General features: G+C 58.2%; 21 protein-coding genes and 1 tRNA gene. 7 read left to right on the top strand and 15 right to left on the bottom strand.

The genetic code is table 11. From position 1 onward, the window contains the following. Positions 1 to 469 precede the first annotated feature (469 nt). A complete protein-coding gene (locus I6E39_RS00720) occupies positions 470 to 2,269 on the top strand; it encodes a Na/Pi cotransporter family protein (protein WP_235379388.1) in 1,800 nt (599 codons plus the stop codon). A gap of 451 nt (positions 2,270 to 2,720) precedes the next feature. Here I6E39_RS00720 and tuf read toward each other — a convergent pair whose 3' ends face one another. The 6 genes from tuf to I6E39_RS00690 form a co-directional block, all read right to left on the bottom strand. Beyond that, the gene (gene tuf / locus I6E39_RS00715; RefSeq protein WP_235379387.1) at positions 2,721 to 3,923 is read right to left on the bottom strand and encodes an elongation factor Tu; all 1,203 of its coding nucleotides are present in this window, start codon (positions 3,921 to 3,923) and stop codon (positions 2,721 to 2,723) included. A 120-nt stretch (positions 3,924 to 4,043) separates the two neighbouring features. Beyond that, the gene (gene fusA, locus I6E39_RS00710) at positions 4,044 to 6,149 is read right to left on the bottom strand and encodes an elongation factor G (protein ID WP_235379386.1); all 2,106 of its coding nucleotides are present in this window, start codon (positions 6,147 to 6,149) and stop codon (positions 4,044 to 4,046) included. A gap of 18 nt (positions 6,150 to 6,167) precedes the next feature. Continuing rightward, entirely contained in the window at positions 6,168 to 6,638 is a 471-nt protein-coding gene (gene rpsG, locus I6E39_RS00705) for a 30S ribosomal protein S7 (protein WP_235369867.1), read from the bottom strand. A gap of 191 nt (positions 6,639 to 6,829) precedes the next feature. Next, entirely contained in the window at positions 6,830 to 7,252 is a 423-nt protein-coding gene (gene rpsL, locus I6E39_RS00700) for a 30S ribosomal protein S12 (RefSeq protein WP_235379385.1), read from the bottom strand. A gap of 86 nt (positions 7,253 to 7,338) precedes the next feature. Further along, positions 7,339 to 7,578 carry a L7Ae/L30e/S12e/Gadd45 family ribosomal protein gene (locus I6E39_RS00695; protein WP_235379384.1) on the bottom strand — a complete coding sequence of 80 codons (240 nt, stop codon included), beginning with the start codon at positions 7,576 to 7,578 and terminating at the stop codon, positions 7,339 to 7,341. A 292-nt stretch (positions 7,579 to 7,870) separates the two neighbouring features. Then, positions 7,871 to 8,560: a 4Fe-4S binding protein gene (locus tag I6E39_RS00690; protein WP_235379383.1), complete on the bottom strand. Its 690-nt coding sequence runs from the start codon at positions 8,558 to 8,560 to the stop codon at positions 7,871 to 7,873. 89 nt (positions 8,561 to 8,649) lie between these two features. Between I6E39_RS00690 and I6E39_RS00685 the strand changes: the two genes are divergently transcribed. Further along, entirely contained in the window at positions 8,650 to 9,318 is a 669-nt protein-coding gene (locus tag I6E39_RS00685; RefSeq protein ID WP_235379382.1) for a Crp/Fnr family transcriptional regulator, read from the top strand. Beyond that, entirely contained in the window at positions 9,315 to 9,899 is a 585-nt protein-coding gene (locus I6E39_RS00680; protein WP_235379381.1) for a GDSL-type esterase/lipase family protein, read from the top strand. The genes I6E39_RS00685 and I6E39_RS00680 overlap by 4 nt, the downstream gene beginning before the upstream one ends. A gap of 67 nt (positions 9,900 to 9,966) precedes the next feature. Here I6E39_RS00680 and I6E39_RS00675 read toward each other — a convergent pair whose 3' ends face one another. The 6 genes from I6E39_RS00675 to I6E39_RS00650 form a co-directional block, all read right to left on the bottom strand. Continuing rightward, positions 9,967 to 10,446: a TrmO family methyltransferase domain-containing protein gene (locus I6E39_RS00675; RefSeq protein ID WP_235379380.1), complete on the bottom strand. Its 480-nt coding sequence runs from the start codon at positions 10,444 to 10,446 to the stop codon at positions 9,967 to 9,969. Between the two features lie 378 nt (positions 10,447 to 10,824). Further along, complete coding sequence (eno, locus tag I6E39_RS00670) at positions 10,825 to 12,126, bottom strand: phosphopyruvate hydratase (RefSeq protein WP_235379379.1); 1,302 nt, start codon at positions 12,124 to 12,126, stop codon at positions 10,825 to 10,827. An 88-nt stretch (positions 12,127 to 12,214) separates the two neighbouring features. Beyond that, complete coding sequence (gene gpmI, locus I6E39_RS00665; protein WP_235379378.1) at positions 12,215 to 13,729, bottom strand: 2,3-bisphosphoglycerate-independent phosphoglycerate mutase; 1,515 nt, start codon at positions 13,727 to 13,729, stop codon at positions 12,215 to 12,217. Between the two features lie 149 nt (positions 13,730 to 13,878). Beyond that, positions 13,879 to 14,652, bottom strand: a complete 774-nt coding sequence (gene tpiA, locus I6E39_RS00660; protein ID WP_235379377.1) for a triose-phosphate isomerase — start codon at positions 14,650 to 14,652, stop codon at positions 13,879 to 13,881. Positions 14,653 to 14,749: 97 nt separating this feature from the next. After that, positions 14,750 to 15,946: a phosphoglycerate kinase gene (locus tag I6E39_RS00655; protein ID WP_235379376.1), complete on the bottom strand. Its 1,197-nt coding sequence runs from the start codon at positions 15,944 to 15,946 to the stop codon at positions 14,750 to 14,752. 55 nt (positions 15,947 to 16,001) lie between these two features. Further along, the gene (locus I6E39_RS00650) at positions 16,002 to 16,490 is read right to left on the bottom strand and encodes a tRNA (cytidine(34)-2'-O)-methyltransferase (protein ID WP_235379375.1); all 489 of its coding nucleotides are present in this window, start codon (positions 16,488 to 16,490) and stop codon (positions 16,002 to 16,004) included. A 397-nt stretch (positions 16,491 to 16,887) separates the two neighbouring features. On the opposite strand from I6E39_RS00650, the gene I6E39_RS00645 reads away from it, so the two are divergent. The 4 genes from I6E39_RS00645 to I6E39_RS00630 all read left to right on the top strand — a co-directional run bounded on the left by I6E39_RS00645 (position 16,888) and on the right by I6E39_RS00630 (position 20,939). Further along, positions 16,888 to 17,499 (top strand): MBL fold metallo-hydrolase, encoded by a 612-nt coding sequence (locus I6E39_RS00645; RefSeq protein WP_235379374.1) that lies wholly within the window; start codon positions 16,888 to 16,890, stop codon positions 17,497 to 17,499. Positions 17,500 to 17,569: 70 nt separating this feature from the next. After that, a complete protein-coding gene (locus I6E39_RS00640) occupies positions 17,570 to 18,841 on the top strand; it encodes a competence/damage-inducible protein A (RefSeq protein ID WP_235379373.1) in 1,272 nt (423 codons plus the stop codon). 203 nt (positions 18,842 to 19,044) lie between these two features. Then, a tRNA-Ser gene (locus I6E39_RS00635) sits at positions 19,045 to 19,135 on the top strand. Positions 19,136 to 19,463: 328 nt separating this feature from the next. Next, positions 19,464 to 20,939 (top strand): helix-turn-helix domain-containing protein, encoded by a 1,476-nt coding sequence (locus I6E39_RS00630; protein WP_235379372.1) that lies wholly within the window; start codon positions 19,464 to 19,466, stop codon positions 20,937 to 20,939. A 159-nt stretch (positions 20,940 to 21,098) separates the two neighbouring features. Here I6E39_RS00630 and I6E39_RS00625 read toward each other — a convergent pair whose 3' ends face one another. From I6E39_RS00625 to I6E39_RS00615, 3 genes are all read right to left on the bottom strand, one after another. After that, entirely contained in the window at positions 21,099 to 21,914 is an 816-nt protein-coding gene (locus I6E39_RS00625; protein WP_235379371.1) for a class B sortase, read from the bottom strand. 82 nt (positions 21,915 to 21,996) lie between these two features. Beyond that, positions 21,997 to 23,667 carry a DUF7601 domain-containing protein gene (locus I6E39_RS00620; RefSeq protein ID WP_235379370.1) on the bottom strand — a complete coding sequence of 557 codons (1,671 nt, stop codon included), beginning with the start codon at positions 23,665 to 23,667 and terminating at the stop codon, positions 21,997 to 21,999. 127 nt (positions 23,668 to 23,794) lie between these two features. Beyond that, a complete protein-coding gene (locus I6E39_RS00615) occupies positions 23,795 to 25,363 on the bottom strand; it encodes an S-layer homology domain-containing protein (RefSeq protein WP_268842131.1) in 1,569 nt (522 codons plus the stop codon). Positions 25,364 to 25,397: the final 34 nt, after the last annotated feature.

Genomic DNA, 25,397 nt, shown 5'->3' with positions numbered 1-25,397 from the left:
TTCTTTGCTTTTTCCCTGTGCGCCATTTCAAGCGTAGCATCATTTCTTTCCTGTTAGACGGCCAGGAAAAGGCGACGGGCTAGCACCGTCGGAAATCACGCTCCGTTTTGAAAGATGGCCTGTACAAGGAAATTCCGTCTGTCTATAAGATACCACAACCCTTTGTAAAAATCAACAAAAACTTATTTTTATTGTCCGTTTGTTTTGTACACCTTCACATCGCTTCATCGATGAACTATTGCTCTACTTCGATGCTGCGTTACACTAGTAAAGTTTTGACATGTGTGGTGTTTCTGCAAGATCCCCTTAAATTGTTTTTTGATTCGTTTTTTCCTCCGTAAATTTTGCAGGAAATCTTGAAAACCTCTTTACCCGAGGTCCTTTTTTATTTATAATCAAATCGTAATGTGAAGTGTACGTCAAATCTGTGGAATGGGGGCAAAGACGAACCCCCAAGGAGGCAATAAATTTGAATATTCGAGACGTCATTACACTGCTGGGCGCGCTGGCAACCTTCCTGTTCGGCATGTCCACTATGACCTCCGGGCTGGAAAAACTGGCCAGCGGACGGCTGGCTTCTCTTTTGGAACGGCTTACTGACAACATCCTGAAGGGTGTGCTGCTGGGCGCAGTGGTGGCCGGTATGGTACACTCCTCCGCCGCAACCACGGTCATGTGCATCGGCTTCGTCAACGCAGGCATTCTGAAACTGCGTCAAGCCGTGGGTGTCATTATGGGCGCCAATATCGGTACCACCATTACTGCCCAGATCCTGCGGCTGGGCGGCCTGTCAGATTCCAATTTCTTCCTGATGCTGCTCAAGCCCGAGATGCTGGGCCCCCTGATGGCCTTTGCCGGCATTCTCTTCTTCTCCTTCTTCAACGGCGGTAAGAAAAAGACAGTGGGGCAGGTCCTTCTGGGCCTCGGCCTGCTTTTCATCGGCATCAAGTCCATGGAAAACGCCCTGACCCCTCTGACCCAGCTGGAAGCCTTCCAGGAGCTGTTTGTACGCTTCTCTAACCCCGTCCTGGGCATCGCGGTAGGTGCTGCCATCACCGCCCTGATCCAGAGCTCTACCGCCTCCGTAGCCATTCTCCAGGCACTGTCCGCCTCCGGCGTGGTCACCTTTGCCACCGCCATGCCCATTATCATGGGCCAGAACATCGGCACCTGTGTCACCGCCATTATCTCCAGCATCGGAGCCAGCCGTAATGCCAAGCGGACCGCCGCGGTCCACCTTTACTTCAATATCATCGGCACACTGGTATTCCTGGTGGTCCTATACGGACTCAATGCTGTTTTTCACCTTCCCTTCTGGAACAATGTGATGAATTACGGCTCCATTGCCGATCTCCATTCCTTCTTCAACATCATCTGCACCCTCCTGCTGCTGCCCTTCAACCGGCAGTTGGTCCGACTGGTGGAGTGGACCATCCCCGACTCCGGCGCCGCCGACCCTGTAGTCTCGGTACTGGACCCCCGCTTTCTGTCTACTCCTTCCGTGGCTCTGGAACGCGCCCGCACTGTTATTATTCAGATGGGTAATCTGGCTAAGGACAACTATCGCATTGCCGTAGAACTGCTGTCCGACTACGATCCCAAGCAGCTGGAGCTCCTGACCCAGCAGGAGGAGGCTCTGGACCACATGGAGGGCGCTTTGGATCAGTATCTGGTCAAGCTGTCCCGTCACTCGCTGGACGCCCACGACAGCGATCTGGTCTCCGACCTGCTCCACGCACTGTCCGATTTTGAACGGATCGGCGACTATGCGGTGAATCTTTCAGAATCTGCCACGGCCCTCCACGAAAAAGATCTGGTATTCTCCGACGTGGCCCAGCTGGAACTGAAATCCGTCTGTTCCGCCGTCAGCGATGCGCTGGAGCAAGTTATGGAAGCTTACCGCACCCACGACTCCTACGCCGCTTTCCAAGTTGAGCCTCTCGAGGAGGTAGTGGATCTCCTCACCGCTACCCTGCGGGAACGCCATGTGGAACGGCTGAAGCAGGGCGTATGCACTGTGGAGCTGGGCACCCAATTTTTGGAATTGCTGATTAATCTGGAGCGTATCTCCGACCATTGCTCCAATGCCGCCGTCCGCATCATACACCAGAACGCAGAACGTGACTCCCTGGTCCGGTCCGATATCCACACCTACCTCAAACAGCTCCATCAGGGCGGCTCCAGGCAGTTCGACGAGCTGTTTCAGGAAGCCAAGGACAAATACTACATCCCAATTGAGAATGCCTCCCAGCTATCCGCAAAATCGTAACCGCCGGTTTCCGGTGGTTTGCGCAAGCCCCTTTGCGGCATGACCCGGACAGTTTTTCCGGTCTGCCCCGAAAGGGGCTCGTTGCTTTTCTTGCCCCACAAACGAGCCTCTGTGCTCTCGTATACTTATACGCTTCCCCACGATTCTTCCGCAGTTGATTTTGAATATACTGTCCATTTGTCCGTCTATCTCCTCCCACTATTTTACATGACTTCCCCTACACCACAGTGTCGGTTTCCATATTGATATTCTTGCGTGCTAAATATAATTCCTCCTTTGACAAAATAGAAGCGGTCTGCCGACCGCCTCTATTCTGACAAGGGAGGATACTTGTTTCTGTGTTTGACAAAAGTATTTGGGAGTCATCGGCACAGCCGTTGGTTTTCTTGATAGAAAAAGGGCGGACTTCCAAAGAAGTCCGCCCTTTTGTGAGAACATAGGGAGTATAAAATTACTCGTTGATCTCGATAACAGCGCCGGAACCCACGGTGCGGCCACCCTCACGGATAGCGAAACGCAGGCCCTTCTCGATGGCGATGGGGGTGATCAGCTCCACGTCCATGTCGACGTTATCGCCGGGCATGCACATCTCAACGCCCTCGGGCAGGGAGATGATGCCGGTCACGTCGGTGGTACGGAAGTAGAACTGGGGACGATAGTTGTTGAAGAAGGGGGTGTGACGGCCGCCCTCTTCCTTGGTCAGGACGTAAACCTGGCCCTTGAACTTGGTGTGGGGGTGGATGGAGCCGGGCTTGCACAGAACCTGGCCGCGCTCCACGTCGGTCTTAGCAACACCACGCAGCAGAGCGCCGATGTTGTCGCCGGCCTCGGCGAAGTCCAGGGTCTTGCGGAACATCTCCAGACCGGTAACGACGGTGGACTTCTTCTCGTCGGACAGGCCAACGATCTCCACGGTCTCGCCAGTCTTGATCTGGCCACGCTCCACACGGCCGGTAGCAACGGTACCACGGCCGGAGATGGTGAACACGTCCTCGACGGGCATCAGGAAGGGCAGCTCGTCGTTACGGGCGGGAGTGGGGATATAGGTGTCGACGGCGTCCATCAGCTCCTTGATGCAGGCGAAGTCGGGGTCGTCGGGGTTGCCGGACTCGTTGGTCAGAGCGTTCAGAGCGGAGCCCTTGATGATGGGGATCTCGTCGCCGGGGAACTCGTAGGAGGACAGGGTCTCACGGACCTCCATCTCAACCAGCTCCAGCAGCTCCTCGTCGTCGACCTGGTCGCACTTGTTCAGGAACACGACCATGGCGGGCACGCCCACCTGACGGGCCAGCAGGATGTGCTCCTTGGTCTGAGCCATGGGGCCGTCGGTAGCGGCGATAACCAGGATAGCGCCGTCCATCTGAGCAGCGCCGGTGATCATGTTCTTGATATAGTCGGCGTGGCCCGGGCAGTCGACGTGGGCATAGTGACGGGCGTCGGTCTCATACTCCACGTGAGCGGTGTTGATGGTGATACCACGCTCGCGCTCCTCGGGAGCCTTGTCGATGCTGGAGTAGTCCTCGTACTGAGCCTGGCCCTTCATAGCCAGGTACTTGGTGATGGCGGCGGTCAGAGTGGTCTTGCCGTGGTCGACGTGACCGATGGTGCCGATGTTAACATGGGGCTTAGTACGCTCGAATTTTGCCTTAGCCATTGGAATTTCCTCCTTATTTACAATTCAAATCAAAATTATGCCGGGGTACATCGTATCGGGGATATTTTATCCTATTCCGACGGTAAATGCAACCCCATTTTCCTGCAAACCGCGTCAGAATTACTCCTGATTGCGGCCACGCTCGGCGATGATCTTGTCCGCGATGCTCTTGGGGATCTCCACATAGCTGTGGGGCTCCATGGAGTACTGGCCGCGGCCCTGGGTGGAAGAACGCAGATCGGTGGCGTAGCCAAACATGTTGGCCAGAGGCACCAGCGCGTCGATCTGGGTGGCGCCGGGACGGCTCTCCTGACCCTGGATCTGACCGCGGCGGCTGTTCAGATCGCCGATGACGTTGCCCAGGTACTCATCGGGAACGATGACGGAAACCTTCATCATAGGCTCCAGCAGGCAGGGGGTAGCCTTGCGGCAGGCCTCCTTGAAGGCCATGGAACCGGCAATCTTAAAGGCCATCTCGGAGGAGTCGACCTCGTGGTAGGAGCCGAAGGTCAGGTGGACCTTCACGTCGACCACAGGATAGCCGGCCAGAACACCCGCCTGCATGGCGCCCTGGATACCGGCGTCGACCGCGGGGATATACTCCTTGGGGATGACGCCGCCGGTGATCTCGTTGAGGAACTCATAACCCTTGCCGGGCTCGTTGGGCTCCACAGTGATGCGGACATGGCCGTACTGGCCCTTACCGCCGGACTGACGGGCATACTTGGTGTCCTGCTCAACGGACTTCTTGATGGTCTCCTTATAGGCGACCTGGGGAGCGCCCACGTTGGCCTCCACCTTGTACTCGCGGAGCAGACGGTCCACGATGATCTCCAGATGGAGCTCGCCCATACCGGCGATGATGGTCTGACCGGTCTCCTCGTCGGTGTAGGTCTTGAAGGTGGGGTCCTCCTCGGCCAGCTTCATCAGGGCGATGCCCATCTTCTCCTGGCCGGCCTTGGTCTTGGGCTCGATAGCCACGCGGATAACAGGCTCGGGGAACTCCATGGACTCCAGAATGATGGGAGCCTTCTCGTCGCAGAGGGTGTCGCCGGTGGTGGAGTTCTTCAGGCCGATGACGGCGCAGATGTCGCCGGCATAGCAGCACTCGATGTCCTCACGGTGATTGGCGTGCATCTGCAGGATACGGCCGATGCGCTCCTTCTGCTTCTTGGTGGAGTTCAGAACGGTGGTACCGGTATTCAGGATACCGGAGTACACACGCACGAAGGACAGACGGCCAACGAAAGGATCGGTGGCGATCTTGAAAGCCAGACCGGAGAAGGGCGCGTTGTCGTCAGCGTGACGGACATCGGGCTCGTCGGTCTCGGGGTTGACACCGTCGATAGCGGGGATGTCGATGGGAGAGGGCATATAGTCCACGATGGCGTCCAGCAGCTTCTGCACACCCTTGTTCTTGTAAGAGGTGCCGCAGGTGACGGGGACCAGGACATTGTCGATGGTACCCTTGCGGAGGGCGCGGCGGATCATGTCCTGAGGAACTTCCTGCTCCTCCAGCACCAGCATCATGATCTCCTCGTCGATGTCGGCGCAGGCGTCCAGCAGCTTGGTGCGGTACTCCTGGGCCAGCTCCATCATGTCCTCGGGGATGGGCTCCACGCGCATGTCCTTGCCCAGCTCGTCATAGTAGATGTCGGCGTCCATCTCCACCAGGTCGATGATACCCTTGAAGGTATCCTCGGAGCCGATGGGCAGCTGGATGGGCACGGCATTGCACTTCAGACGGTCATGGATCATGTGCAGCACGTTGTAGAAATCGGCGCCCATGATATCCATCTTGTTGACGTAGATCATGCGGGGGACCTTGTAGTTATCGGCCTGGCGCCACACAGTCTCGGACTGGGGCTCCACGCCGCCCTTGGCGCACATGACGGTAACAGAGCCGTCCAGCACGCGCAGGGAGCGCTCCACCTCAACGGTGAAGTCCACGTGGCCCGGGGTGTCGATAATGTTCAGACGGGTCTGGGGGAACTGGTTCTTGGTTCCCTGCCAGTAGCAGGTGGTGGCGGCAGAGGTGATGGTGATGCCGCGCTCCTGCTCCTGAGCCATCCAGTCCATGGTGGCGGTACCCTCATGGGTCTCGCCGATCTTGTAGTTGACGCCGGTATAATAGAGGATACGCTCGGTGGTGGTCGTCTTGCCCGCGTCGATGTGGGCCATGATGCCAATGTTACGAGTGTTCTCAAGAGAAACTTTTCTAGGCATACTTTCTCTCCTTTGTGATTACCAGCGGTAGTGGGCGAAAGCCTTGTTGGACTCGGCCATCTTGTGGGTGTCCTCGCGCTTCTTCACGGCGGAGCCGGTGTTGTTGGCGGCGTCCATGATCTCGCCAGCCAGACGCTCCTTCATGGTCTTCTCACCACGGGCGCGGGCGTAAGTGGTCAGCCAGCGCAGACCCAGGGTCTGACGGCGCTCGGGCCGGACCTCGATAGGCACCTGGTAGGTGGCGCCGCCCACACGGCGGGCCTTGACCTCCAGGGAGGGCATGATGTTCTCAAGAGCCTGGGTATAAACCTCCATGGGCTCCTTGCCGGTCTTTTCCTTAATGATGTCGAAGGCGCCGTAAACCACCTTCTGAGCCACGCCCTTCTTGCCATCCAGCATGATGCTGTTGGTGAGCTTGGTAACCAGGACGGAGTTGTAAAGCGGATCAGGCAGAACCTCCCGCTTGGGTACATTTCCTCTTCTGGGCACTTTGCTTCCCTCCTTCTTATAAATATAGAAATCATAGGTACTCGAAACGCTGTGTTCCGTGTAATGCCTGTCCGAGGTCCGCCCATAGATATATAGGTAAACGCTCGGCAAGGCGGGTTGCCTTGCGCGTAAGCGCACAATGCAATTCAGGTTGGACTTTCGTCCGGAAGCGATCTTACAACAAGGTAAAATTACTTCTTGCCGGCCTTGGGACGCTTGGCACCGTACTTGGAACGGGCCTGCATACGGCCGTTGACGCCCTGGGCATCCAGAGTGCCGCGGATGATGTGGTAACGCACACCGGGAAGGTCCTTGACACGGCCGCCGCGGATCATAACCACGGAGTGCTCCTGCAGGTTGTGGCCGACACCGGGGATATAGGCGGTGACTTCCATACCGTTGGTCAGGCGGACACGGGCGATCTTACGCAGAGCGGAGTTCGGCTTCTTAGGAGTGGAAGTACGAACGGCGGTGCAGACACCTCTCTTCTGGGGAGAAGGCAGATCGGTGGCCTTGTTCTTCAGGGTGTTCAGACCGTGCTGGAGGGCGGGAGAAGTGGACTTGTAGGCCACCTGCTGACGGCCCTTGCGAACCAGCTGATTAAAAGTAGGCATGATTTTCCTCCTTTCTCGAAAGCTGCCCCATGGGGCATAATATATATTTTAACAAAATAAGGAGACCTTATTCTGTTAAAATCCAATTACAGGAGCGCAGCCACCGCGCTCGCCACGGCGATGCCGCAGGCGGAGCCCAGCTCCTTCATGGTGGGGACCAGCTCCACGGCGATCCGCTTGTCCACGGCAAGCTGCGCCAGCGGCTGGGTGACCCGGGGATCGGCGTCGGCGGCCACAAACACTTTTCTGGCCCGGCCGTCGTTCAGGGCACGCCGTACCTGCTTGGCACCGACCACCTTATTGGGACTGTTCAGTTCAGAGATCATATCGGTGCCCTCCTCCTCCCCCGTTTCCGGGGGCGTTTCATCGGGTAAAAGGGCGCAAAGCCCCTACCACCGCAATTTGGAATTATACCATCTTGTCAAGCCCCCGTCAAGCACAAATCTTTCAGAAATCCACAAAGTTTTCCACCGATTCCTCTGCGTTTCGACTGAAATCCCATTTTACTCCCTTTTCAGCGGGCCATAAGGCTTTCGCAACCTTGGTCCGGCAAGGAAATAAAACGGTCCGCTCCCGAGCTGCTGCACCTTGCAGGTGCGCTTAGGGGCGGACCGTTTTTTACCGACCTGTCACTCTCCCGTCGGTGGAGATGGTGACCACCTGCCAGGGAATGAACTTGCCGCTGTTTTTCAGAGCGGTCACCGCCGCATTCTGGAGGCCGCCGCAGCAGGGCACCTCCATCCGGACCACGGTGACGCTTTTCACGTCGTTTTGACGGATGATCTCCGTCAGCTTCCCGCTGTAATCCACGCCGTCCAGCTTGGGGCAGCCGATCAGCGTCACCTTCCCCCGGATAAAATCCTGGTGGAAACTGCCGTAGGCATAGGCGGCACAGTCGGCGGCGATGAGCAGGTGTGCCCCGTTGAAATAAGGGGCGCTGATGGGAGCAAGCTTGATCTGGACCGGCCACTGGCGCAGCTGAGAGGGCACGGCGGGAGCCAGTCCCTCTTCCTCCTCCCGGCGGAGCATCTGGGCACGGCTGCCGGGGCAGCCGCCGGTGGGCACCCCCTGCCGGGCCTTATTGGCCTGGACGGCGGCCTCGTCATAGGCGGCGGCTTCCCGCTCCACAAAGGTGATGGCCCCCGTGGGGCAGGCGGGCAGGCAGTCTCCCAGGCCGTCGCAGTAGTCGTCCCGCAGCAGTCTGGCCTTGCCGTCCACCATGCCGATGGCTCCCTCGTGACAGGCTTTGGCGCACAGGCCGCAGCCGTTGCAGCGCTCCTCGTCGATATGAATCAATCTGCGGATCATGCAGATCACAACCTTTCCTTGACTGGATGGCTCAAGTATAGTATGATCTCTCTATTCTATATGTTGTTAATACAACAAATGGAGGTACTATGGACCTGCAAGATCTGGAAACCACCGACCTGTTTCGGGGGGCCTCCCGGGAGGAGGTCGCGGAGATGCTCCGCTGTCTGGACGCGGAAGTCCGCCGCTATCAAAAGGGAGAGACCATCCTCCGCCTAGGAGACCGGACCCGGCGGCTGGGCTTGGTGCTGTCCGGCGGAGTGACGCTGGAGCACGATGATATATGGGGCAACCGGACCGTTTTGGGCCATGTGGGAGAGGGAGAAGTCTTTGCCGAAACCTACGCCTGCCTGCCCGGAGAGCCGCTTATGGTCAACGCGGTGGCCGCCGGGGAGACCCGGGTGCTTTTTCTGGACGTGGGGCAGATCTTCTCCGGCGAGTCCGGCTGCCTCCATCAGAGGGTACTGGTCCGCAATCTGCTGAGCATCACCGCCCGGAAAAATCTTTCCCTGTCCCGGCGCAGTTTTTACACGTCTTCCAAGACCATCCGGGGGCGGCTGCTGTCCTATCTCTCCGACCAGGCGGTGCTCCAGGGGAGTTCCCATTTTTCCATCCCCTTTGACCGACAGCAGTTGGCGGACTACCTGGGGGTGGACCGGAGCGCATTGTCCAATGAACTGAGCAAGCTGCGCCGGGAGGGGCTGGTACGCGCGAAAAAGAATCAATTTTATCTGCTGAAACAGGAGGAACTTTTATGAAGATCATCTGTATGGGAGACAGCATCACTTACGGTTTTGGCCTGCCCGACCTGTCAAAGCGCTGGTCCGACCTGGTGTCCGCCCGCACCGGCCATACACTGATCAACCGGGGCGTCAGCGGCGACACCACTGGAGGGATGCTGGCCCGGTGCCAGACCCAGGTCTTTCACCAGGCTCCCGACGCCATGGTGCTGCTGGGCGGCATCAACGACATCAGCATCACCGGCCAGTACCGCCCCGTCTGCGCCAATGTGGTCGCCATCTGCCGCCAGGCGGAGCTGCTGTCCATCCCGGTAATCCTGGGGGTCCCCCTGCCCATTTTCCCGGCGGACATGTGCTCCCCAGAGTGGGATCCCGAGCAGGATATGGCCCGCACTGCCGCTCTGGGCGAGCAATACGCCCACTGGATCCGCCACTACGCCGCCGACAAACATTTGCCCCTGGCCGACTTCCGCAGCCCATTCCTTCGCCCGGACGGCACGGTGGACCGTTCCCTGTTCCAGGACGGCCTCCACCCCACCGAGGAGGGCCACCGGAGGATGGCCGACGTACTGTGCCGGGTACTGGCGGAGCGGTTTTAAGCTTTGACACATGAAATACAGCAGGGGGACCGCCCGTCGGGCGGTCCCCCTTTTCTCATTCCCCGGCTCAGAAGTTGAACTCCTTCTCCCAGTCAAAATCTCCGCTTTTCTCCACACTGTCCGGCCAATGGGCGCACCAGGCGGGCATGACGGGCCGCTCCACCCGGTCCAGACTGGGGAGGTAGGGCTTGAGGTCCAGCACGGGACTGCCCTCTTCCGCGTCCAGATAGTCCAGACCTACTACCCCCCGCTCCCGGTCCAAATGGGTCACGCGGGCGCAGGACAGGGCGATGGGATTGGGGCGCTCCGGCGTCCGGGTTGCGAAAGCGCCCAGCACCTCCGGGCCGCGGACATAGGGCCTGCACTCCCACAACTTTTCCCGGGACATGCTGTTGTCGCAGCCGGAGAACCACCACAGGACGTTGATATATCTGAACTCCTCCAGCCCTGCCAACGCCTCTCGATACTGGGGGGCGATGGCAAGATAAAAGCCCTCCTCCCCCGTGTGCGCGGTACCGATCTGACGCAATATAAAGTTGTGTTCCATAAAATCTCCTCGTTATTTTGATTTTACGGCGCCGTTGTGTCCAGTATAGCAGGGCTTTTCCACACTACAAGCCCATTTTGAGGAAAATTTCTAACATTGAAAAAAATCAGGACCGCCCATAGGCGGTCCTGATTTTGCATGTCTGGAACTTAGCGCAGGTTGAAGAAAGCCTTCATGCCGGGGTGCTCGGCGATGTCGCCGCGTCGTCGCAAGTTTCGTATCACTCGCCTCGCCGCAAATGGCAAGGCTCGTTCACTCCACCGCTCCTCCTTTCCCCCGCGAGACCGCTGCGCTGGGTCTCGCCGGGGGCCCCGGGAGCTGGACGACAAAAAAACAGCGCCGCCCTGTCGGGCGGCGCTGTTGCTGGAACTTGAAGTCTTAGCGCAGGTTGAAGAAAGCCTTCATGCCGGGGTACTCGGCGATGTCGCCCAGCTCCTCCTCGATGCGGAGCAGCTGGTTGTACTTGGCCACGCGGTCGGTGCGGCTGGGGGCGCCGGTCTTGATCTGGCCGGCGTTCAGAGCCACGGCGATGTCGGCAATGGTGGCGTCCTCGGTCTCGCCGGAGCGGTGGGACACGATGGCGGTATAGCCGGCCCGGTTGGCCATCTGGATGGCGTCCAGGGTCTCGGTCAGGGTGCCGATCTGGTTGACCTTGATGAGGATGGCGTTGCCCACCTTCTTCTCAATGCCGGTGGCCAGACGCTCCACGTTGGTGACGAACAGGTCGTCGCCCACCAGCTGGACGCGGTCGCCGATGGCCTTGGTCAGCATAGCCCAGCCTTCCCAGTCGGTCTCGGCCATGCCGTCCTCCAGGGAGATGATGGGGTAGGTGTCGGCAAACTTCTTCCACATGTTGACCAGCTGCTGCTGGGTCAGCTTCTTGCCGGACTTGGGCTGGATATAGATCTTCTGCTCCTCGTCCCACCACTCGGAAGAGGCGGCGTCGATGGCGATCTTGAAGTCCTCGCCGGGCTTGTAGCCGGCTCTCTCGATGGCGGTCACGATGACCTTCAGGGCGTCCTCATCCTTCTTCAGGTTGGGGGCGTAGCCACCCTCGTCGCCCACGCCGGCGGCGGGGGTGCCGTTCTCCTTCAGCACCGTCTTCAGGGTGTGGAAGACCTCGGCGCAGCGGCGCAGGGCCTCGCGGAAGGAGGGGGCGGAGACGGGCATGATCATGAACTCCTGGATCTCCACGTTGTTGGTGGCATGAGCGCCGCCGTTCAGGATGTTCATCATGGGGACGGGCAGCTGCTTGGCGTTGACGCCGCCGATATAGTTGTACAGGGAGGTGCCCAGAGACTCAGCGGCAGCCTTGGCGCAGGCCAGGGAAGCGCCCAGAATGGCGTTGGCGCCCAGGCGGTTCTTGTTGGGGGTGCCGTCCAGGTCAATGAGCATCTTGTCGATGGCCACCTGGTCCAGCACGTTGGTGCCGATGAGGGCCTCGGCGATCTCGGTGTTCACGTTCTTAACAGCGGTCTCAACGCCCTTGCCCATGTAGCGGCCCTTGTCGCCGTCACGGAGCTCGCAGGCCTCGTAGATACCAGTGGAGGCGCCGGAGGGCACAGCGGCCCGGCCCATGGTGCCGTCTTCCAGATAGACCTCCACCTCAACGGTGGGGTTGCCGCGGCTGTCCAGGATCTCACGGCCCAGGACGTCAACGATCTCGATCATCTGCTTCATTGGAATCAATCTCCTTTCATTTGTAGCGGCGGGGCTGTTTCCCGCCCAGGGAATTATGGTCTGTGCGGACTTCCGCACGGGAACGCGCTCAATTCTCGATCAGAGTCTCCCCGTCCATCTCGGCGGGCTTTTCCAGGCCCATCAGGTCCAGCATGGTGGGGGCGATATCGGCCAGGCGGCCGTCCCGCAGCTTGACGCTGGCGCCTACGATATAGAAGGGGACCAGATTGGTGGTGTGGGCGGTGAAGGGGGAGCCGTCTGGCTCCATCATGTGCTCGGCGTTGCCGTGGTCGGCGGTGATGAGAGACACGCCGCCCATCTTGGAGGTAGCCTCCACCACCTTGCCCACGCACTCGTCCACGGTAGCCACGGCCTTGCAGGCCGCGTCATACACGCCGGTATGGCCCACCATGTCGCAGTTGGCAAAGTTCAGGATGATGACGTCATAGGTCCCGCTGAGGATACGCTTGACCGCCTCCTCGGTGACCTGATAGGCGCTCATCTCGGGCTGGAGGTCGTAGGTGGCCACCTTGGGGGAGGCGATGAGGCACCGGTCCTCCCCGGGGAACACCTGCTCCACGCCGCCGTTGAAGAAGAAGGTCACATGGGCGTACTTCTCCGTCTCGGCGATCCGCAGCTGGGTCAGGCCCAGCTTGGAGATATACTCGCCGAAGATGTTCTCCAGCTTCTGCCGGGGATAGGCCACGGTGACGTTGGGCATGGTGGCGTCGTACTCGGTGGTACAGACAAAGCACACAGGGACAAAGCCGGTCTTCCGGTCGATGTCCTTCAGCTCCTCGTCCACCAGGCAGCGGGTAATCTCCCGTGCCCGGTCGGGGCGGAAGTTGAAGAAGATCACCGAGTCGTTGTCCTGGACCTGAACGTTCTTCAGGCAGACCACAGGCTCCACGAACTCGTCGGTGACGCCGGCGTCATAGGACTTCTGGACGGCGTCGGCGGCGTCGGCCACATAGGGGGCCTGCCCGCAGACGATGGCGTCGTAGGCCCGCTGGACCCGGTCCCAGCGCTTGTCGCGGTCCATGGCATAGTAGCGGCCCATCACGGAGGCAATCTGACCCACGCCCAGCTGCTGCATCTTGGCCTGGAGCTGCTCCACAAAGTGCTTGCCCGAGGAGGGGGGCACGTCGCGGCCGTCCAGGAAGCAGTGGACATAGACCTTTTCGATTCCCTGCTCCTTGGCCATTCTCAGCAGGGCGAACAGGTGGTTGATATGGCTGTGGACGCCGCCGTCGGACAGCAGGCCCATCAGGTGCAGGGCGCTTCCCCACTCCCGGCAGTTGTCCATGGCGTCCAGGTAAGCGGGGTTCTGGAAGAAGACCCCGGTGTCGATGTCACGGCTGATGTGGGGCAGGTCCTGGAAGACCACCCGGCCGGCGCCGATATTGGTGTGGCCCACCTCGCTGTTGCCCATCTGCCCCTCGGGCAGACCCACGTCCAGCCCGGAGGCGGACAGGCGGCAGCCGGGGCACTCGGCAAAGATCTTATCCAGATTGGGGGTGGGAGTGTTGACCACGGCGTTGCCCGCGGAGGGCCCCTCCAGGCCAAAGCCGTCCATAATAATCAATGTGGTAGGTGTTTTCATAAAAACCTCAGTTACTCCTTGTCATAGGTCCGAAGGACACCTTATTCCCCCCGGAGAGCGGAGGGGGCACGCGGGGGGAAACTGGTTCCCACCCGCGAGAGCCGGCTCGTCGCGCAGCGGTGCATTTTCCGCGGAAAATGTTCGGCTCGTTACTCCTGGTTCGCGGCGTTGATGATCTGAACGAAGTCAGCGGGCTTCAGGGAGGCGCCACCGATCAGGCCGCCGTCCACGTCGGGCTGCGCCAGCAGCTCGGCGGCGTTCTTGGCGTTCATGGAGCCGCCGTACTGGATGGTGACGGAGCGGGCCACATGGGCGCCGTACAGCTTGCGGATGACGGCACGGATGGCCTGGCAGACCTCGCCGGCCTGCTCGGCAGTAGCGGTCTTGCCGGTGCCGATGGCCCACAGGGGCTCGTAAGCGATGACCACATGACGCATCTTCTCAGCGGGCACATTGGCCAGAGCGCACTTGACCTGGTAAGCGATCAGCTCCATGGTCACGCCCAGCTCACGCTGCTCCAGGCTCTCGCCCACGCAGACGATGGGGATCAGGCCGGCGTTGATGGCGGCATGGACCTTCTTGTTCACGGTGAAGTCGGTCTCGTTGTAGTACTGGCGGCGCTCGGAGTGGCCGATGATGACGTACTTGGCGCCGGCCTCCTTGATCATCTCCACAGTCATCTCGCCGGTGTAGGCACCGTGGTCCTCATAGTGGCAGGTCTCAGCACCGATGGCGATGTGGCAGTCCTTGAACATGCGGACGGCGTTGGTGATATTCACCGCGGGAACGCACAGCACCACGTTGCACCACTTGCCCTTGGGCATGATGGGCTTAATCTCCTCGGCAAAGGCCTTGGTCTGGGACAGGGTGTTGTTCATCTTCCAGTTTCCGGCGATAATGGTCTTGCGATAACGACGATTCATGGTTTCTCTCTCCCTAATTCTATTAGCATTATTTCAAATCTGCCGTGATTTAAGCAGAAGGGTGCGCAATGATTTTCTTTTTTGAGACTTCCCGCGCTCAGGCATCCAGCAGGCAAGCGACGCCGGGCAGCTCCTTGCCCTCCATAAACTCCAGGCTGGCTCCGCCGCCGGTGGAGATATGGGTCATCTTGTCGGCATAGCCCAGCTGCTGCACCGCGGCCGCGGAGTCGCCGCCGCCGATGATGGTGATGGCGTTGGTCTTGGACAGGGCCTCGGCCACAGCCTCGGTGCCCTTGGCAAAGGCGGGGAACTCAAACACGCCCATGGGGCCGTTCCAGATCACAGTACCGGCGTCGGCCACGGCGTCACAGTACAGCTTCACAGTCTTGGGGCCGATATCCAGTCCCTCCCAGCCATCGGGAATCTGGCCGGCCTCGACCACCTGGATATTGGCGTCGGGGGCAAACTTGTCGCCGCAGACGGTGTCCACGGGGAGCAGCAGCTTCACGCCCTTGTCGGCAGCCTTCTTGACCATCTCCTTGGAGTAGTCCATCCAGTCGCTCTCCAGCAGGGAGTTGCCCACCTTGCCGCCTTCCGCGGCGGAGAAGGTATAGGCCATGCCGCCGCCAATGATGATGGTATCGGCGATCTCCAGCAGGTTGTTGATGACGCCGATCTTGGAGGACACCTTGGAGCCGCCCAGGATGGCCACCAGGGGACGCTTGGGCGCGGCCAGGGCGCCGCCGATGACCTCCAGCTCCTTCTGGATCAGGAAGCCGGACACGGCGGGCAGATAGTCGGCCACGCCGGCGGTGGAGGCGTGGGCGCGGTGGACGGCGCCGAAAGCGTCGGACACATAGATCTGGGCCATGTCGGCCATGGCCTTGGCCAGAGCGGGATCGTTCTTGGTCTCGCCGGCCTCAAAGCGGGTGTTCTCCAGCAGCATGATCTGGCCGGGCTGGAGCGCGGCAGCCTTGGACTGGGCGTCGGGACCCACCACATCGGCGGCCATAATGACCTGCTTGCCCAGCAGCTCGCTCAGCCGGGCGGCCACAGGCTTCAGGGACAACTCGGGGACCACCTGGCCCTTGGGCTTGCCCATGTGGGAGCAGGCGATGACGGCAGCGCCCTGGTCCAGCAGATACTGGATGGTGGGCAGAGCGGCCCGGATGCGCTTGTCATCGGTGATGACGCCGCTGCCGTCCTTGGCCATGGGGACGTTGAAATCGCAGCGCAGCAGCACCTTTTTACCCTTGACGTCGATGTCCTTGACAGTCTTCTTATTGTAGTTCATAACAGAGACTCCTTTCTTCAGTAACGCAGTTGGAAAGGGATGCGGTTTACAAAATTCAAGCTTTCTCCGCCATGGACCCCACTCCGGACAGGCCGGGAAAGCCTTGCTGCCGCAGCGCTTCATAGGCCAGGACAGCCACGGAGTTTGCCAGATTCAGGCTTCTGGCGTCGGGCCGCATGGGAATGCGGATGCACCGGTCATAATAGGTCCGGCGCAGGTCCTCGGGCAGACCGGCGGTCTCCTTCCCGAACATGAGCCAGCAGTCCGGTCGGAAGGTCGCCTGGGTGTAGTCCCGGGGAGCCTTGGTGGTGGCGAGCCACAGGTCGGGGTCCGGATTTTCCCAAAAGAAGTGATCCAGATTTTCATAGACCCGCAGATCCACCATGGGCCAGTAGTCCAGCCCGGCGCGCTTGACCGCCTTATCACTGATGTCAAATCCCAGCGGCTTGACCAGATGGAGACGGCTGCGGGTGGCGGCACAGGTCCGTGCGATATTTCCGGTGTTCATCGGGATCTCCGGTTCTACCAATACAATGTTCAGCACGTTGGCCGCCTCCTTGTTCACGCGGCTATCATTGTATTCCAAATCCCAAAGAATTTCAACTATAAATTGGTCGAAAAATTGCAAAAAATTCATAAAACGGCCTCATTTTTCCTCCTGAGCCCTCCATTTTTGACATTTACGTTATCATGCTTCTTTTTCGAGGCAACTTTTCGGGCATTGTGCCGAACTTCGCCGGGCTTTCGTTTCTACTAAATCGGCTTTATTTCTCTTTCCCCCGCCTTTCCGCCTTGTTTTGCCGTCTTTCTAATCAAATTTTCCCCGCCCTCTGAAAATCCGCCCTCCAAATTGGCTTCCTTTCCCGCCCCTTCCGTGCTATAATATGCACAATCACCAAATTTCCTCCCCTTTTGTTCATCTTACTGAGAGGAGCGTTTTTATGAATCTGATCTGGAACGGTCACTCCTGCTTCACGCTGGAAACGGCGGAGGGCTCTGTGGTCTTTGATCCCTACCGGGACGGCAGCGTCCCCGGCCTCTCCCCCATCCGCCTGACCGCCGATTTGGTGCTGTGCAGCCACGATCACCGGGACCACGGCGCCCGGGAGCTGGTCGGTCTCACCGGCCGCACCCCCTCCTTTTCCGTGGAGACCATCTCCACCTTCCACGACCCGGAGGGCGGCGCTCTGCGGGGGCCCGACACCATCCACATCGTCGCCGCCGAGGGGATGCGGCTGGCCCATCTGGGCGATCTGGGCTGTATCCCGACGCCGGAGCAGCTGGACCGCCTGCGGGGACTGGACGTCCTTCTGATCCCGGTGGGCGGATACTACACCATCGACGCCAGCCAGGCCCAGGAGTTGGTGGAGGATCTGAAGCCCCGGATCGTGGTCCCCATGCACTACCGCTCCGATACCTTCGGCTACGAGGTCATCGCCCGTCTGGAGGATTTTCTTGCCCTGCGGAGCGACGTGGTCCGGTACCCCGGCAGCGCTCTGGAGCTCACCCCTCACACCCCCACCCAGACTGCCGTGCTGACCTATAGATTCTGAATCGCGTACCCGAGGAATATCCCATCATTTTTGTGAAGCGCCTGATTGCTTCTTTTCGGAGGTCTTATCCATGTCTCATACCGTAGAAATCCTGTCCGTAGGAACGGAGCTGCTCCTGGGCAACATCGCCAACACGGACGCGCAAATGCTGTCCCAGGGGCTGAGCGAGCTGGGGCTGAATGTCTACTACCACACCGTGGTGGGCGATAATCCCCAGCGGGCCAAGGAGGCCGTGGCCATCGCCAAAAAGCGGGCCGACATCATCATCACCACCGGCGGTCTGGGCCCCACCTGCGACGATCTGACCAAAAATGTTCTGGCCGAGGCCTTTGGCAAGAAGCTGGTCTTTGACCAGGAGTCGGCGGACCGGATCAAGAGCTACTTTACCCGCACCGGCAGGCCCATGACGGAAAACAACCTCCAGCAGGCCATGCTTCCCGAGGGCTGTACCGTTCTGTCCAACGACTGGGGCACCGCCCCTGGCTGCGCCTTCCAGGCCGAGGGAGTCCACGTCATCATGCTCCCTGGCCCCCCCAGCGAGTGTCGGCCCATGTTCCGCTACCGGGCCATGCCCTATCTCCAGTCCCTGTCCGAGGGGGTCATCGCCTCCCACACCCTGAAGCTCTTCGGCATCGGCGAGTCCTCCATGGAGGCCCAGCTCCGGGACCAGATGAACGCCATGTCGAACCCCACTCTGGCGCCCTACGCCAAGGAAGGGGAGTGTGAGCTGCGGGTCACCGCCAAAGCCGCCACCGATGAGGAGGCCCAGGCTCTGCTGAAGCCCACGGTGGAGCAGATCAAGAAGCTGTTCGGCTCCAAGGTATACGGTGTGGACGTGTCCTCCCTGGAGGAAGTGGTGGAGGGCCTTTTAAAGGAAAAAGGGCTGACTCTGGGTGTGGCGGAAAGCTGCACCGGCGGTCTGATCGCCAAACGGCTCACCGACGTCCCCGGCGCCTCTCAGGTCTTCAAGGGTGGAATCGTCTCCTACACCAACGAGGTCAAGGCCGGCGTTCTCGGCGTGCCCCAGCGGTTGCTGGACCAGTTCGGCGCCGTCTCCGCGGAAGTGGCAGCGGCTATGGCGGAGGGCGCCCGGGCGGCTCTGGGCTGCGACGTGGCCCTGTCCTCCACCGGCGTAGCCGGCCCCGACAAGGACGACCGGGGCAACGAAGTGGGCACCATGTTTGTGGCCATCGCCACCCCTGCGGGCACGCATGTCCGTGCCCTGAAGCTGGGCAACCGGCCTGTCCGCGCCCGTCTGCGCACCCAAACCGCCCACCACGCTCTGGACCTGGCCCGGCGTTATCTCGCCGGACTGCCCTATGAGGACACTCCCTCCCGATAACTTTCCTCCCCTCCCCGGCCCGCGGGGAGGGGGATACTTCGGAATTATCCTAAATTTTTGCCCCAAAAAACTTGATTTTTTTGCCGTTGTCTGGTATCCTTATTGCGCTTTCCCGTCCCGGCGGCCCGATGGCAGATCAGGCGGTATCAAATCGGGCAGTACCCAGACGGGCCGAAACCCACAGACCTTTTAAAATACAATATGGAGATGTATCGAAGTGGTCGTAACGAGGCTGACTCGAAATCAGTTGGCGGGTCAAACCGCCCGGGGGTTCGAATCCCTCCATCTCCGCCAGCAGCCGGCAGTGGTTTCCACTGCCGGTTTTTTTATAGCAAGACCCCGGTCTGATCTTCTGTAAACCTTGACAAACCTACACCTATGCAAGCAATCCATTCAATCAGAGACTCCATCCCCCAGCATTTCCTTTCAAAAGGAAAAAAACTCCCGGAAACAGGGTGTTTGTCCGTCCCGGCGCACTATTGACAAACCAACAAGAGTCAGAATATACTGAAATAAATAAATCATCATTTTGCCAACGGAACCACATCAGTCAGCTGCGGAATTTGCCTGCCCTCCCTTACGCCAGCGGGAGGCACCGGTGCTGCAACTGGGAGGAACACATATGAAAGAAAAAAACAGATTCAGCAGTCTGCTGAAACGGCTGATGGCTATGGCAGGACTCAAAAACCATACGCTGGCCATGCAATTGCAGTATGATGAGTCCTACATCAGTAAGTGGGTCAACGGCAATTCCCTTCCCTCTGACAAAACAGCGGAAAGCGTGCTACGTGGGATCAGCCGCTGCATTGTGGACACCCTTGACGACGACAGCCGGCAGGCGCTCTACTTAGAGTATCAGGTGGATCAAGATGATGACCTGATGCGGGCAGCTTACGACAATTTGCAGAGTGAACTGAATTACGTCCGGGAACTGAAAGAAACCACGGGCTCTAACATCGCCCCCCAGACACTACACTATCCAGAGCTGACCTTAGCTGAGTTTTTGGCAAAAATGCAGCATCCATCACTTAGGCAAGTGAAATCGCTTTATGTGGTGGCAATGATTGATATTCTGTCATTGGATCAACACTATCAGCTGATGGTGGCCGACTTTAAGGGCAGGCAGGACGTCAACTTTCGATATTATCCCGGCGTCCATTTTTCCATGCTGATCAACCTGGACCTAAATGATTGGACCAACCCCTATAATGCAGTGTTTCTGATCAACATGCTGAGTAAAGAGACCAATGTGGATTACCAGCTTTATAGTGGCATGCAGGCAGTTGGAAAAATTGTCTTTGCTGTGAAAGACGCCTATGCCATATCCGGTATGGTAGTGGATAAAACACATTGTCTTTCCGTTGTCACAAGTGAGGATATCACGACCTGCAACGCGATCTATGACCGGGTGGCGAGCTTTTGTAACAATGAGACACTATTGGTGCGCAAAGTCACAATGGGCGAAATGCTGCACAGCCACGACTATCTCCAGTACCTGTTTGCAAGAAACCAGCGATGGCTGCTGGGACACCTGACCGAACATTTCCTGCCGGACGACCTCCACGAAGAACTGGCTGCCGGCTATCATCCGGTGAATGAGTCCATTGATAAAGAGACGCTGCAAAAGACCCATATTCTGGTCAAGAGTATTCTGGAAAACATGGATATTCAGATCCTGGTTCATGAAGACGCGCTGACAGATTTCGCGGTGTCGGGACAATTGGATTTCTACAATCAAAAGGTCAATCTGACGCCCCAACAGCGGCTTAAATACTTGCAGCACTTTACGTCTCTGTTTCAGAAAAATCCTCGTCTGAACATCAAAATGCTGCGCAGCGGCCTTCTTACCGATCTGCAATGCGTACCCAATCCCACGCTGTTTTTGTCAGATACGCTGTGCTACCTGCGGCTGGTTCGCACCGCGCCCACCAATAACATCAGTATTTTGAACAAAGTGCAGATCTGTGACGTGTTCCGCAGATTTTTTGATGATATTTGGACAGATAACAAATACGTCGCCATTGAAGACAGGATATCTGCCGCGGAAATGGTGCAGCATGTGATTCAGACCGTGAATATTTTGCTTCAAAACGGATAAGTGTCCTGCCCTGCAAACCGCGTTCCTTTTTATGCTCGATTCAATTTTCTCAGCATATCTATCTTCTTCCTGTCAGGTCCCCGGTTTTCAGGCTCTTTTGAATCGGATTAAAAAAGTCCCTATTACCATGTTCCCACATGGTAATAGGGACTTTTCGGTTTAGCTTTGCTTACACGCAACGACGACAAAACGTCCGTTTTTCGTCTTATAGCTGCAGGTACTCAGGGTGATAAGCTCATCGCCGTATTCCGCCGTAACACCCGTGTCATACAGAGCATGTTTCTGTACCAGAGAAACATATTCCGCAAAGACCTCGGGATTGCTCAGATCCGTGTATTGATAATAGCGGAACACATTCTTCTCGTCCACAGCATACACGCGGGAGTCAAACGCAGCCATGACCTTGTACTCGCCTTCCCCATCCAACGTATCGAAAGAGATCGTAGGATGTTCTTCCCAAAAGCTCTGCGATTCATAGGACGTGACAGCGGCAAATACGGTGCCATTTTTCATGTAGTGACCATAGATCAAGTAGTTCCCGCAGCCTGGAAAGCAGCTTTCCTCGATATACGGAACTCCGCTCAGAGACTTGCTGCCGTCAAAAGCACGTCTGAGGTAGTAATCCTCTCTATCTGGCTTATACATCACCGGATAATTCAGCGGGGTGCCAGCCACGGAGATCCAGCCAAAAAAGTCCGGATTCATCGCGTAGAGTTGGCGATAACGGTCCAGCTTTGTAATTTCTTCCCTCTGCACTCCATCGCCAGATAAGCTGTCAGGCTGCTCATCGCTTTCCTCCAGCTGTCTGTCCTCTTCCGACACGATCGCGCTCAATCTCTCAAACGCCTGTTGCTCTTTCCGCTCACGGTACAGTCGGGCAGCCAACAGAACAGAGACGATGAGAAAGACCGCGGCAAAAAACAGGAACAGCAGCCGAGACACGGTCAGCAATAATGCTCTGCGTTTCACGTTCATAGATCTGTTTCCGAGAAAATGGTCTTGAGCCTGATCTGACACGGCAACGCATCCGTTACCACGTCTCACATTCTCTCTTCGCTCACTTCACACGCTTGCCAGTGTAGCTCAGCTTCTTGCTCGCGGCAAAGGTGACAGCCATACCGGCGGCAGCGCATGCCAGCAGCAGCATCATCAGAGCAACATTGCCGTCATCACCGGTCTTGGGCACATCGTCCAAAACAGGCTCAACATCTACCGGAGCGGGATCAGGTTCAGTGGTAGACTCGGTGGGATCAGTGGGCTCGATAGGATCGGTGGGATTACTGGGCTCAGTAGGATCAGTGGGGTTGCTGGGCTCGGTAGGATCGGTGGGATCGGTAGGATCGGTAGGCTCGGTGGGATCGGTAGGATCGGTAGGATCAGTGGGGTCGGTAGGATCGGTAGGATCGGTAGGGTCGGTAGGATCAGTGGGGTCGACCTTGGTATTGGCGAAGGTGATCACATCATCCTCAGCACCCACACTGACCGTGATGCTGGTCTTCTCGCTGGCAACTTCCTCGATGGAGTAGATCTTATAGCCCTCAGATGTGAGCTCGGTAATCTCATAAGTACCCTTGGGCAGATCCTTCAGGGTGACAGACGCGTCGGCAGCCACCTTGATCTTATTGGAAGCGTTCTCAGCGTCAGAGGCGCTGTAAACGTTGTTCACAAAGTAAACATCGTTGCCCTTGCTATCCTTCATGGTGAAGGTGAACTCGGGGGCGTTCTCGCCGACTTCAACGGCCTTGCCGTCCTGGTCAACCAGGACCTTTTCGATGGTCAGGTCATCGTTGGTGATGTAGGGGGCCAAAGAAGCGCCGGTCAGATACAGGTCCAGGCCGGTGGGGATGCCATGGTGGCCCTGGCTTCTCATGCCGTGGCCGCCGGTGCACTCCTGGATGCCGGTGTAGCGGTGGTCCTCAACCTCCACAACATACAGTCCATCCTCGTTCTGGGGCAGAACCTCCTTCAGGGCGTCAGGCACATCCTCAAACAGGATATCGGCACTGAAGTACAGATTTCTCATGTAGAAGCTGGCGCCGACCCAGTCGATAGCGGCCAGCAGAGTACCATCGGGAAGGCTCAGACCGATGCTGTACTCCCACATACCACGCTCTCTGCGGGTCTTAACATCAAAATCGGAAAAGTCATAATTGATATTGGTGAGCGGAGTCTTGACCACGATCTTAATAGAATCGGGGTCCAGCTTGCCCTGCATCACCACGGTCTCGCCGTCGATTTTAACGGAATACTTGGCGTCGACCTTCACGTCAATGTGAGTGGCCTCACAGCCGTGATCCTCAACATCGATATCAGGGATCTCGGGCAACTCGGGGCACTCAGGCAACTCGGGACACTCGGGCAGCTCAGGGCACTCGGGCAACTCAGGGCACTCGGGCAACTCCGGCAGAACGGGAATCGAAGGGAGCACAGGCAGCGCGGGGCACCCAGGCAGCGAGGGGCACTCAGGCAACTCGGGACACTCGGGCAGTTCGGGACACTCGGGCAACTCCGGCAGAACGGGAATCGAAGGGAGCACAGGCAGCGCGGGGCACCCAGGCAGCGCGGGCAGAACAGGGGCAGCAGGGATCTGGTCACCGGGGATAATTACTTCACAAGTAGGTGCGGGTACAGTCTCAGCAGTCACATTGCTTGCAAACACATTGGAAGACAGTGCGGCTATCATACAGATTGCCATTACGATAGCAATCCAACGGCGATTCTTCCGCATATCACATTCTCCTTTTCCTCAAAAATAATGGGCCAGGGACCAATCTTCTCTCTATATTATGCTTTACAAGCGCCTTGTCCGGCAGCCCCTTGCGGGGCTGCCAGACGAAAGGCGCGGTTGCAATTTATTACTCGCCGATGAAGTTGTAGATGATCTGAGCGCACTCAGCGCGGGTAGCGGTACCCTGGGCATCCAGGATGCCATCGCCCTTGCCGGAGATGATGCCGTTGGCAACAGCCCACTCCATGCCTTCCACGGCCCAAGCAGAGACCTGGTCGGCATCCTTATAGGCGGCCAGGCTGGTCGTCTTGGACACATCAGCGCCCTGGAACTTGGCGTACTGAAGCATAATGGTGGCCAGCTGCTGACGGGTGATGTTGTCGTTGGGAGCAAAGACGCTCTCGCCCATGCCCTTGACGATACCGTTCTCGTAAGCCCAGATGACAGCATTGCAATAATACTGATCCTCGGGGACATCAGTGAACTTGTTCTCGGCGGTCACTTCGGGCTTGCCCTCCAGACCGTACAGGATGGTAACGACCATACCGCGGGTCAGAGTCATGTCGGGACCAAACTCGGTGTCGGAAACGCCGTTCATAATGCCATCAATGTAAACCTTGCCGATGACATCAGCGGCCCAGTGGCCGTTAATGTCGGTAAAGGGCACCTTCTCTTCGGGCTCAACAACGGTACCGGTGTTGCCGGAGTTGGAGCCAGAACCAGAGCCAGAACCAGAGCCAGAACCAGAGCCAGAACCAGAGCCAGAACCAGAGCCAGAACCAGAGCCGGAGCCGGAACCGCCGCCGCTGCCGCCGCCGGAGAACTGCTCGTCACCGCAACGGGTGCAGGTACCATCAACATAATCGTGGCCCAGAGCAGGAACATCTTCAGTCTTAGTAGCGCCGCAGCCCTCAACGGTACAGGTGTAAGTCTTTTCGCCCTTCACAGTGCAGGTAGGCTCAGTAGTGACCTTGCCCTCGTCCCAAGTGTGGCCCTTGGCGGCAATGGTCTCGGTCTTGGTCTCGTCGCAGGCGGTGCAGGTGTAGGTCTTGACACCGTCCGCGGTGCAGGTGGGCTCAGCAGTGACCTTGCCCTCGTCCCACTTGTGGGCCGCAGGGATAGTCTCGGCTTCCACAGTGGTCTCGGTCATGCCTTCAGCATCCTTGAAAACCTTACCGCAGGAGCAGGTATAATACTCGTTGTTGCCAGCTGCGGTGCAGGTGGCCTCCTTGGCATCGACCTTCGTCAGGCTGTGCTGATGTACGCCGTCCACAGCAACAGTGATCTTGTCGCCGTCCATAGAGACGTCGTTCATACCCTCGTCGAAGGCTTCTTTAATCGTGCAGACGATCTCCGCCTCACCCCCGGGGGCGTCTTCGATGACCTCAAAAGTCAGGGTAGCCAGCTTTCCAGTTCCGGTAACGTTGCCCTCACTGTCAAAGGACAGCAGATAGGGCTTCGTATCCAGGCTCGGGCTGGTGATGGAGACAGAGAAGATCTTCTCATCACCGCTGACAAGCTCGGAATTTGTCAGGGTCAGATACTGGCTGTCGTAAGAGATATTCAAAGCCAGGCCAGCCAATCCGGGGTTACTCTCCAGCGTTACAACAACATCAAACGTTTCCCCTGCTTTGACATGATCACTGGGGCCGCTAAGGGAAACACTGCCGCTATCCGCCGCAAAGGCAACACCCATACAGGAGATCGCCACAGTGACCGCCATCAATAAG

It is taken from the genome of Pseudoflavonifractor phocaeensis, from assembly GCF_021531375.1.
In the GTDB taxonomy this organism is placed as follows: domain Bacteria; phylum Bacillota; class Clostridia; order Oscillospirales; family Oscillospiraceae; genus Lawsonibacter; species Lawsonibacter phocaeensis_B.
The sequence above is the reverse complement of the archived record's forward strand: the minus strand, read 5'-3'. Positions and strand labels throughout refer to the sequence as shown.

What these genes read in the sequence shown, in the direction of transcription:
- I6E39_RS00645 (WP_235379374.1), top strand. Translation starts at nt 16,888, where the DNA reads ATGAATCTGATCTGGAACGGTCACTCCTGCTTCACGCTGGAAACGGCG.
- I6E39_RS00680 (WP_235379381.1), top strand. Translation starts at nt 9,315, where the DNA reads ATGAAGATCATCTGTATGGGAGACAGCATCACTTACGGTTTTGGCCTG.
- tpiA (WP_235379377.1), bottom strand. Translation starts at nt 14,652, where the DNA reads ATGAATCGTCGTTATCGCAAGACCATTATCGCCGGAAACTGGAAGATG.
- I6E39_RS00625 (WP_235379371.1), bottom strand. Translation starts at nt 21,914, where the DNA reads ATGAACGTGAAACGCAGAGCATTATTGCTGACCGTGTCTCGGCTGCTG.
- I6E39_RS00615 (WP_268842131.1), bottom strand. Translation starts at nt 25,363, where the DNA reads ATGGGTGTTGCCTTTGCGGCGGATAGCGGCAGTGTTTCCCTTAGCGGC.
- I6E39_RS00640 (WP_235379373.1), top strand. Translation starts at nt 17,570, where the DNA reads ATGTCTCATACCGTAGAAATCCTGTCCGTAGGAACGGAGCTGCTCCTG.
- gpmI (WP_235379378.1), bottom strand. Translation starts at nt 13,729, where the DNA reads ATGAAAACACCTACCACATTGATTATTATGGACGGCTTTGGCCTGGAG.
- I6E39_RS00620 (WP_235379370.1), bottom strand. Translation starts at nt 23,667, where the DNA reads ATGCGGAAGAATCGCCGTTGGATTGCTATCGTAATGGCAATCTGTATG.
- I6E39_RS00675 (WP_235379380.1), bottom strand. Translation starts at nt 10,446, where the DNA reads ATGGAACACAACTTTATATTGCGTCAGATCGGTACCGCGCACACGGGG.
- rpsL (WP_235379385.1), bottom strand. Translation starts at nt 7,252, where the DNA reads ATGCCTACTTTTAATCAGCTGGTTCGCAAGGGCCGTCAGCAGGTGGCC.
- fusA (WP_235379386.1), bottom strand. Translation starts at nt 6,149, where the DNA reads ATGCCTAGAAAAGTTTCTCTTGAGAACACTCGTAACATTGGCATCATG.
- I6E39_RS00685 (WP_235379382.1), top strand. Translation starts at nt 8,650, where the DNA reads ATGGACCTGCAAGATCTGGAAACCACCGACCTGTTTCGGGGGGCCTCC.
- I6E39_RS00695 (WP_235379384.1), bottom strand. Translation starts at nt 7,578, where the DNA reads ATGATCTCTGAACTGAACAGTCCCAATAAGGTGGTCGGTGCCAAGCAG.
- I6E39_RS00655 (WP_235379376.1), bottom strand. Translation starts at nt 15,946, where the DNA reads ATGAACTACAATAAGAAGACTGTCAAGGACATCGACGTCAAGGGTAAA.
- I6E39_RS00690 (WP_235379383.1), bottom strand. Translation starts at nt 8,560, where the DNA reads ATGATCCGCAGATTGATTCATATCGACGAGGAGCGCTGCAACGGCTGC.
- eno (WP_235379379.1), bottom strand. Translation starts at nt 12,126, where the DNA reads ATGAAGCAGATGATCGAGATCGTTGACGTCCTGGGCCGTGAGATCCTG.
- I6E39_RS00630 (WP_235379372.1), top strand. Translation starts at nt 19,464, where the DNA reads ATGAAAGAAAAAAACAGATTCAGCAGTCTGCTGAAACGGCTGATGGCT.
- tuf (WP_235379387.1), bottom strand. Translation starts at nt 3,923, where the DNA reads ATGGCTAAGGCAAAATTCGAGCGTACTAAGCCCCATGTTAACATCGGC.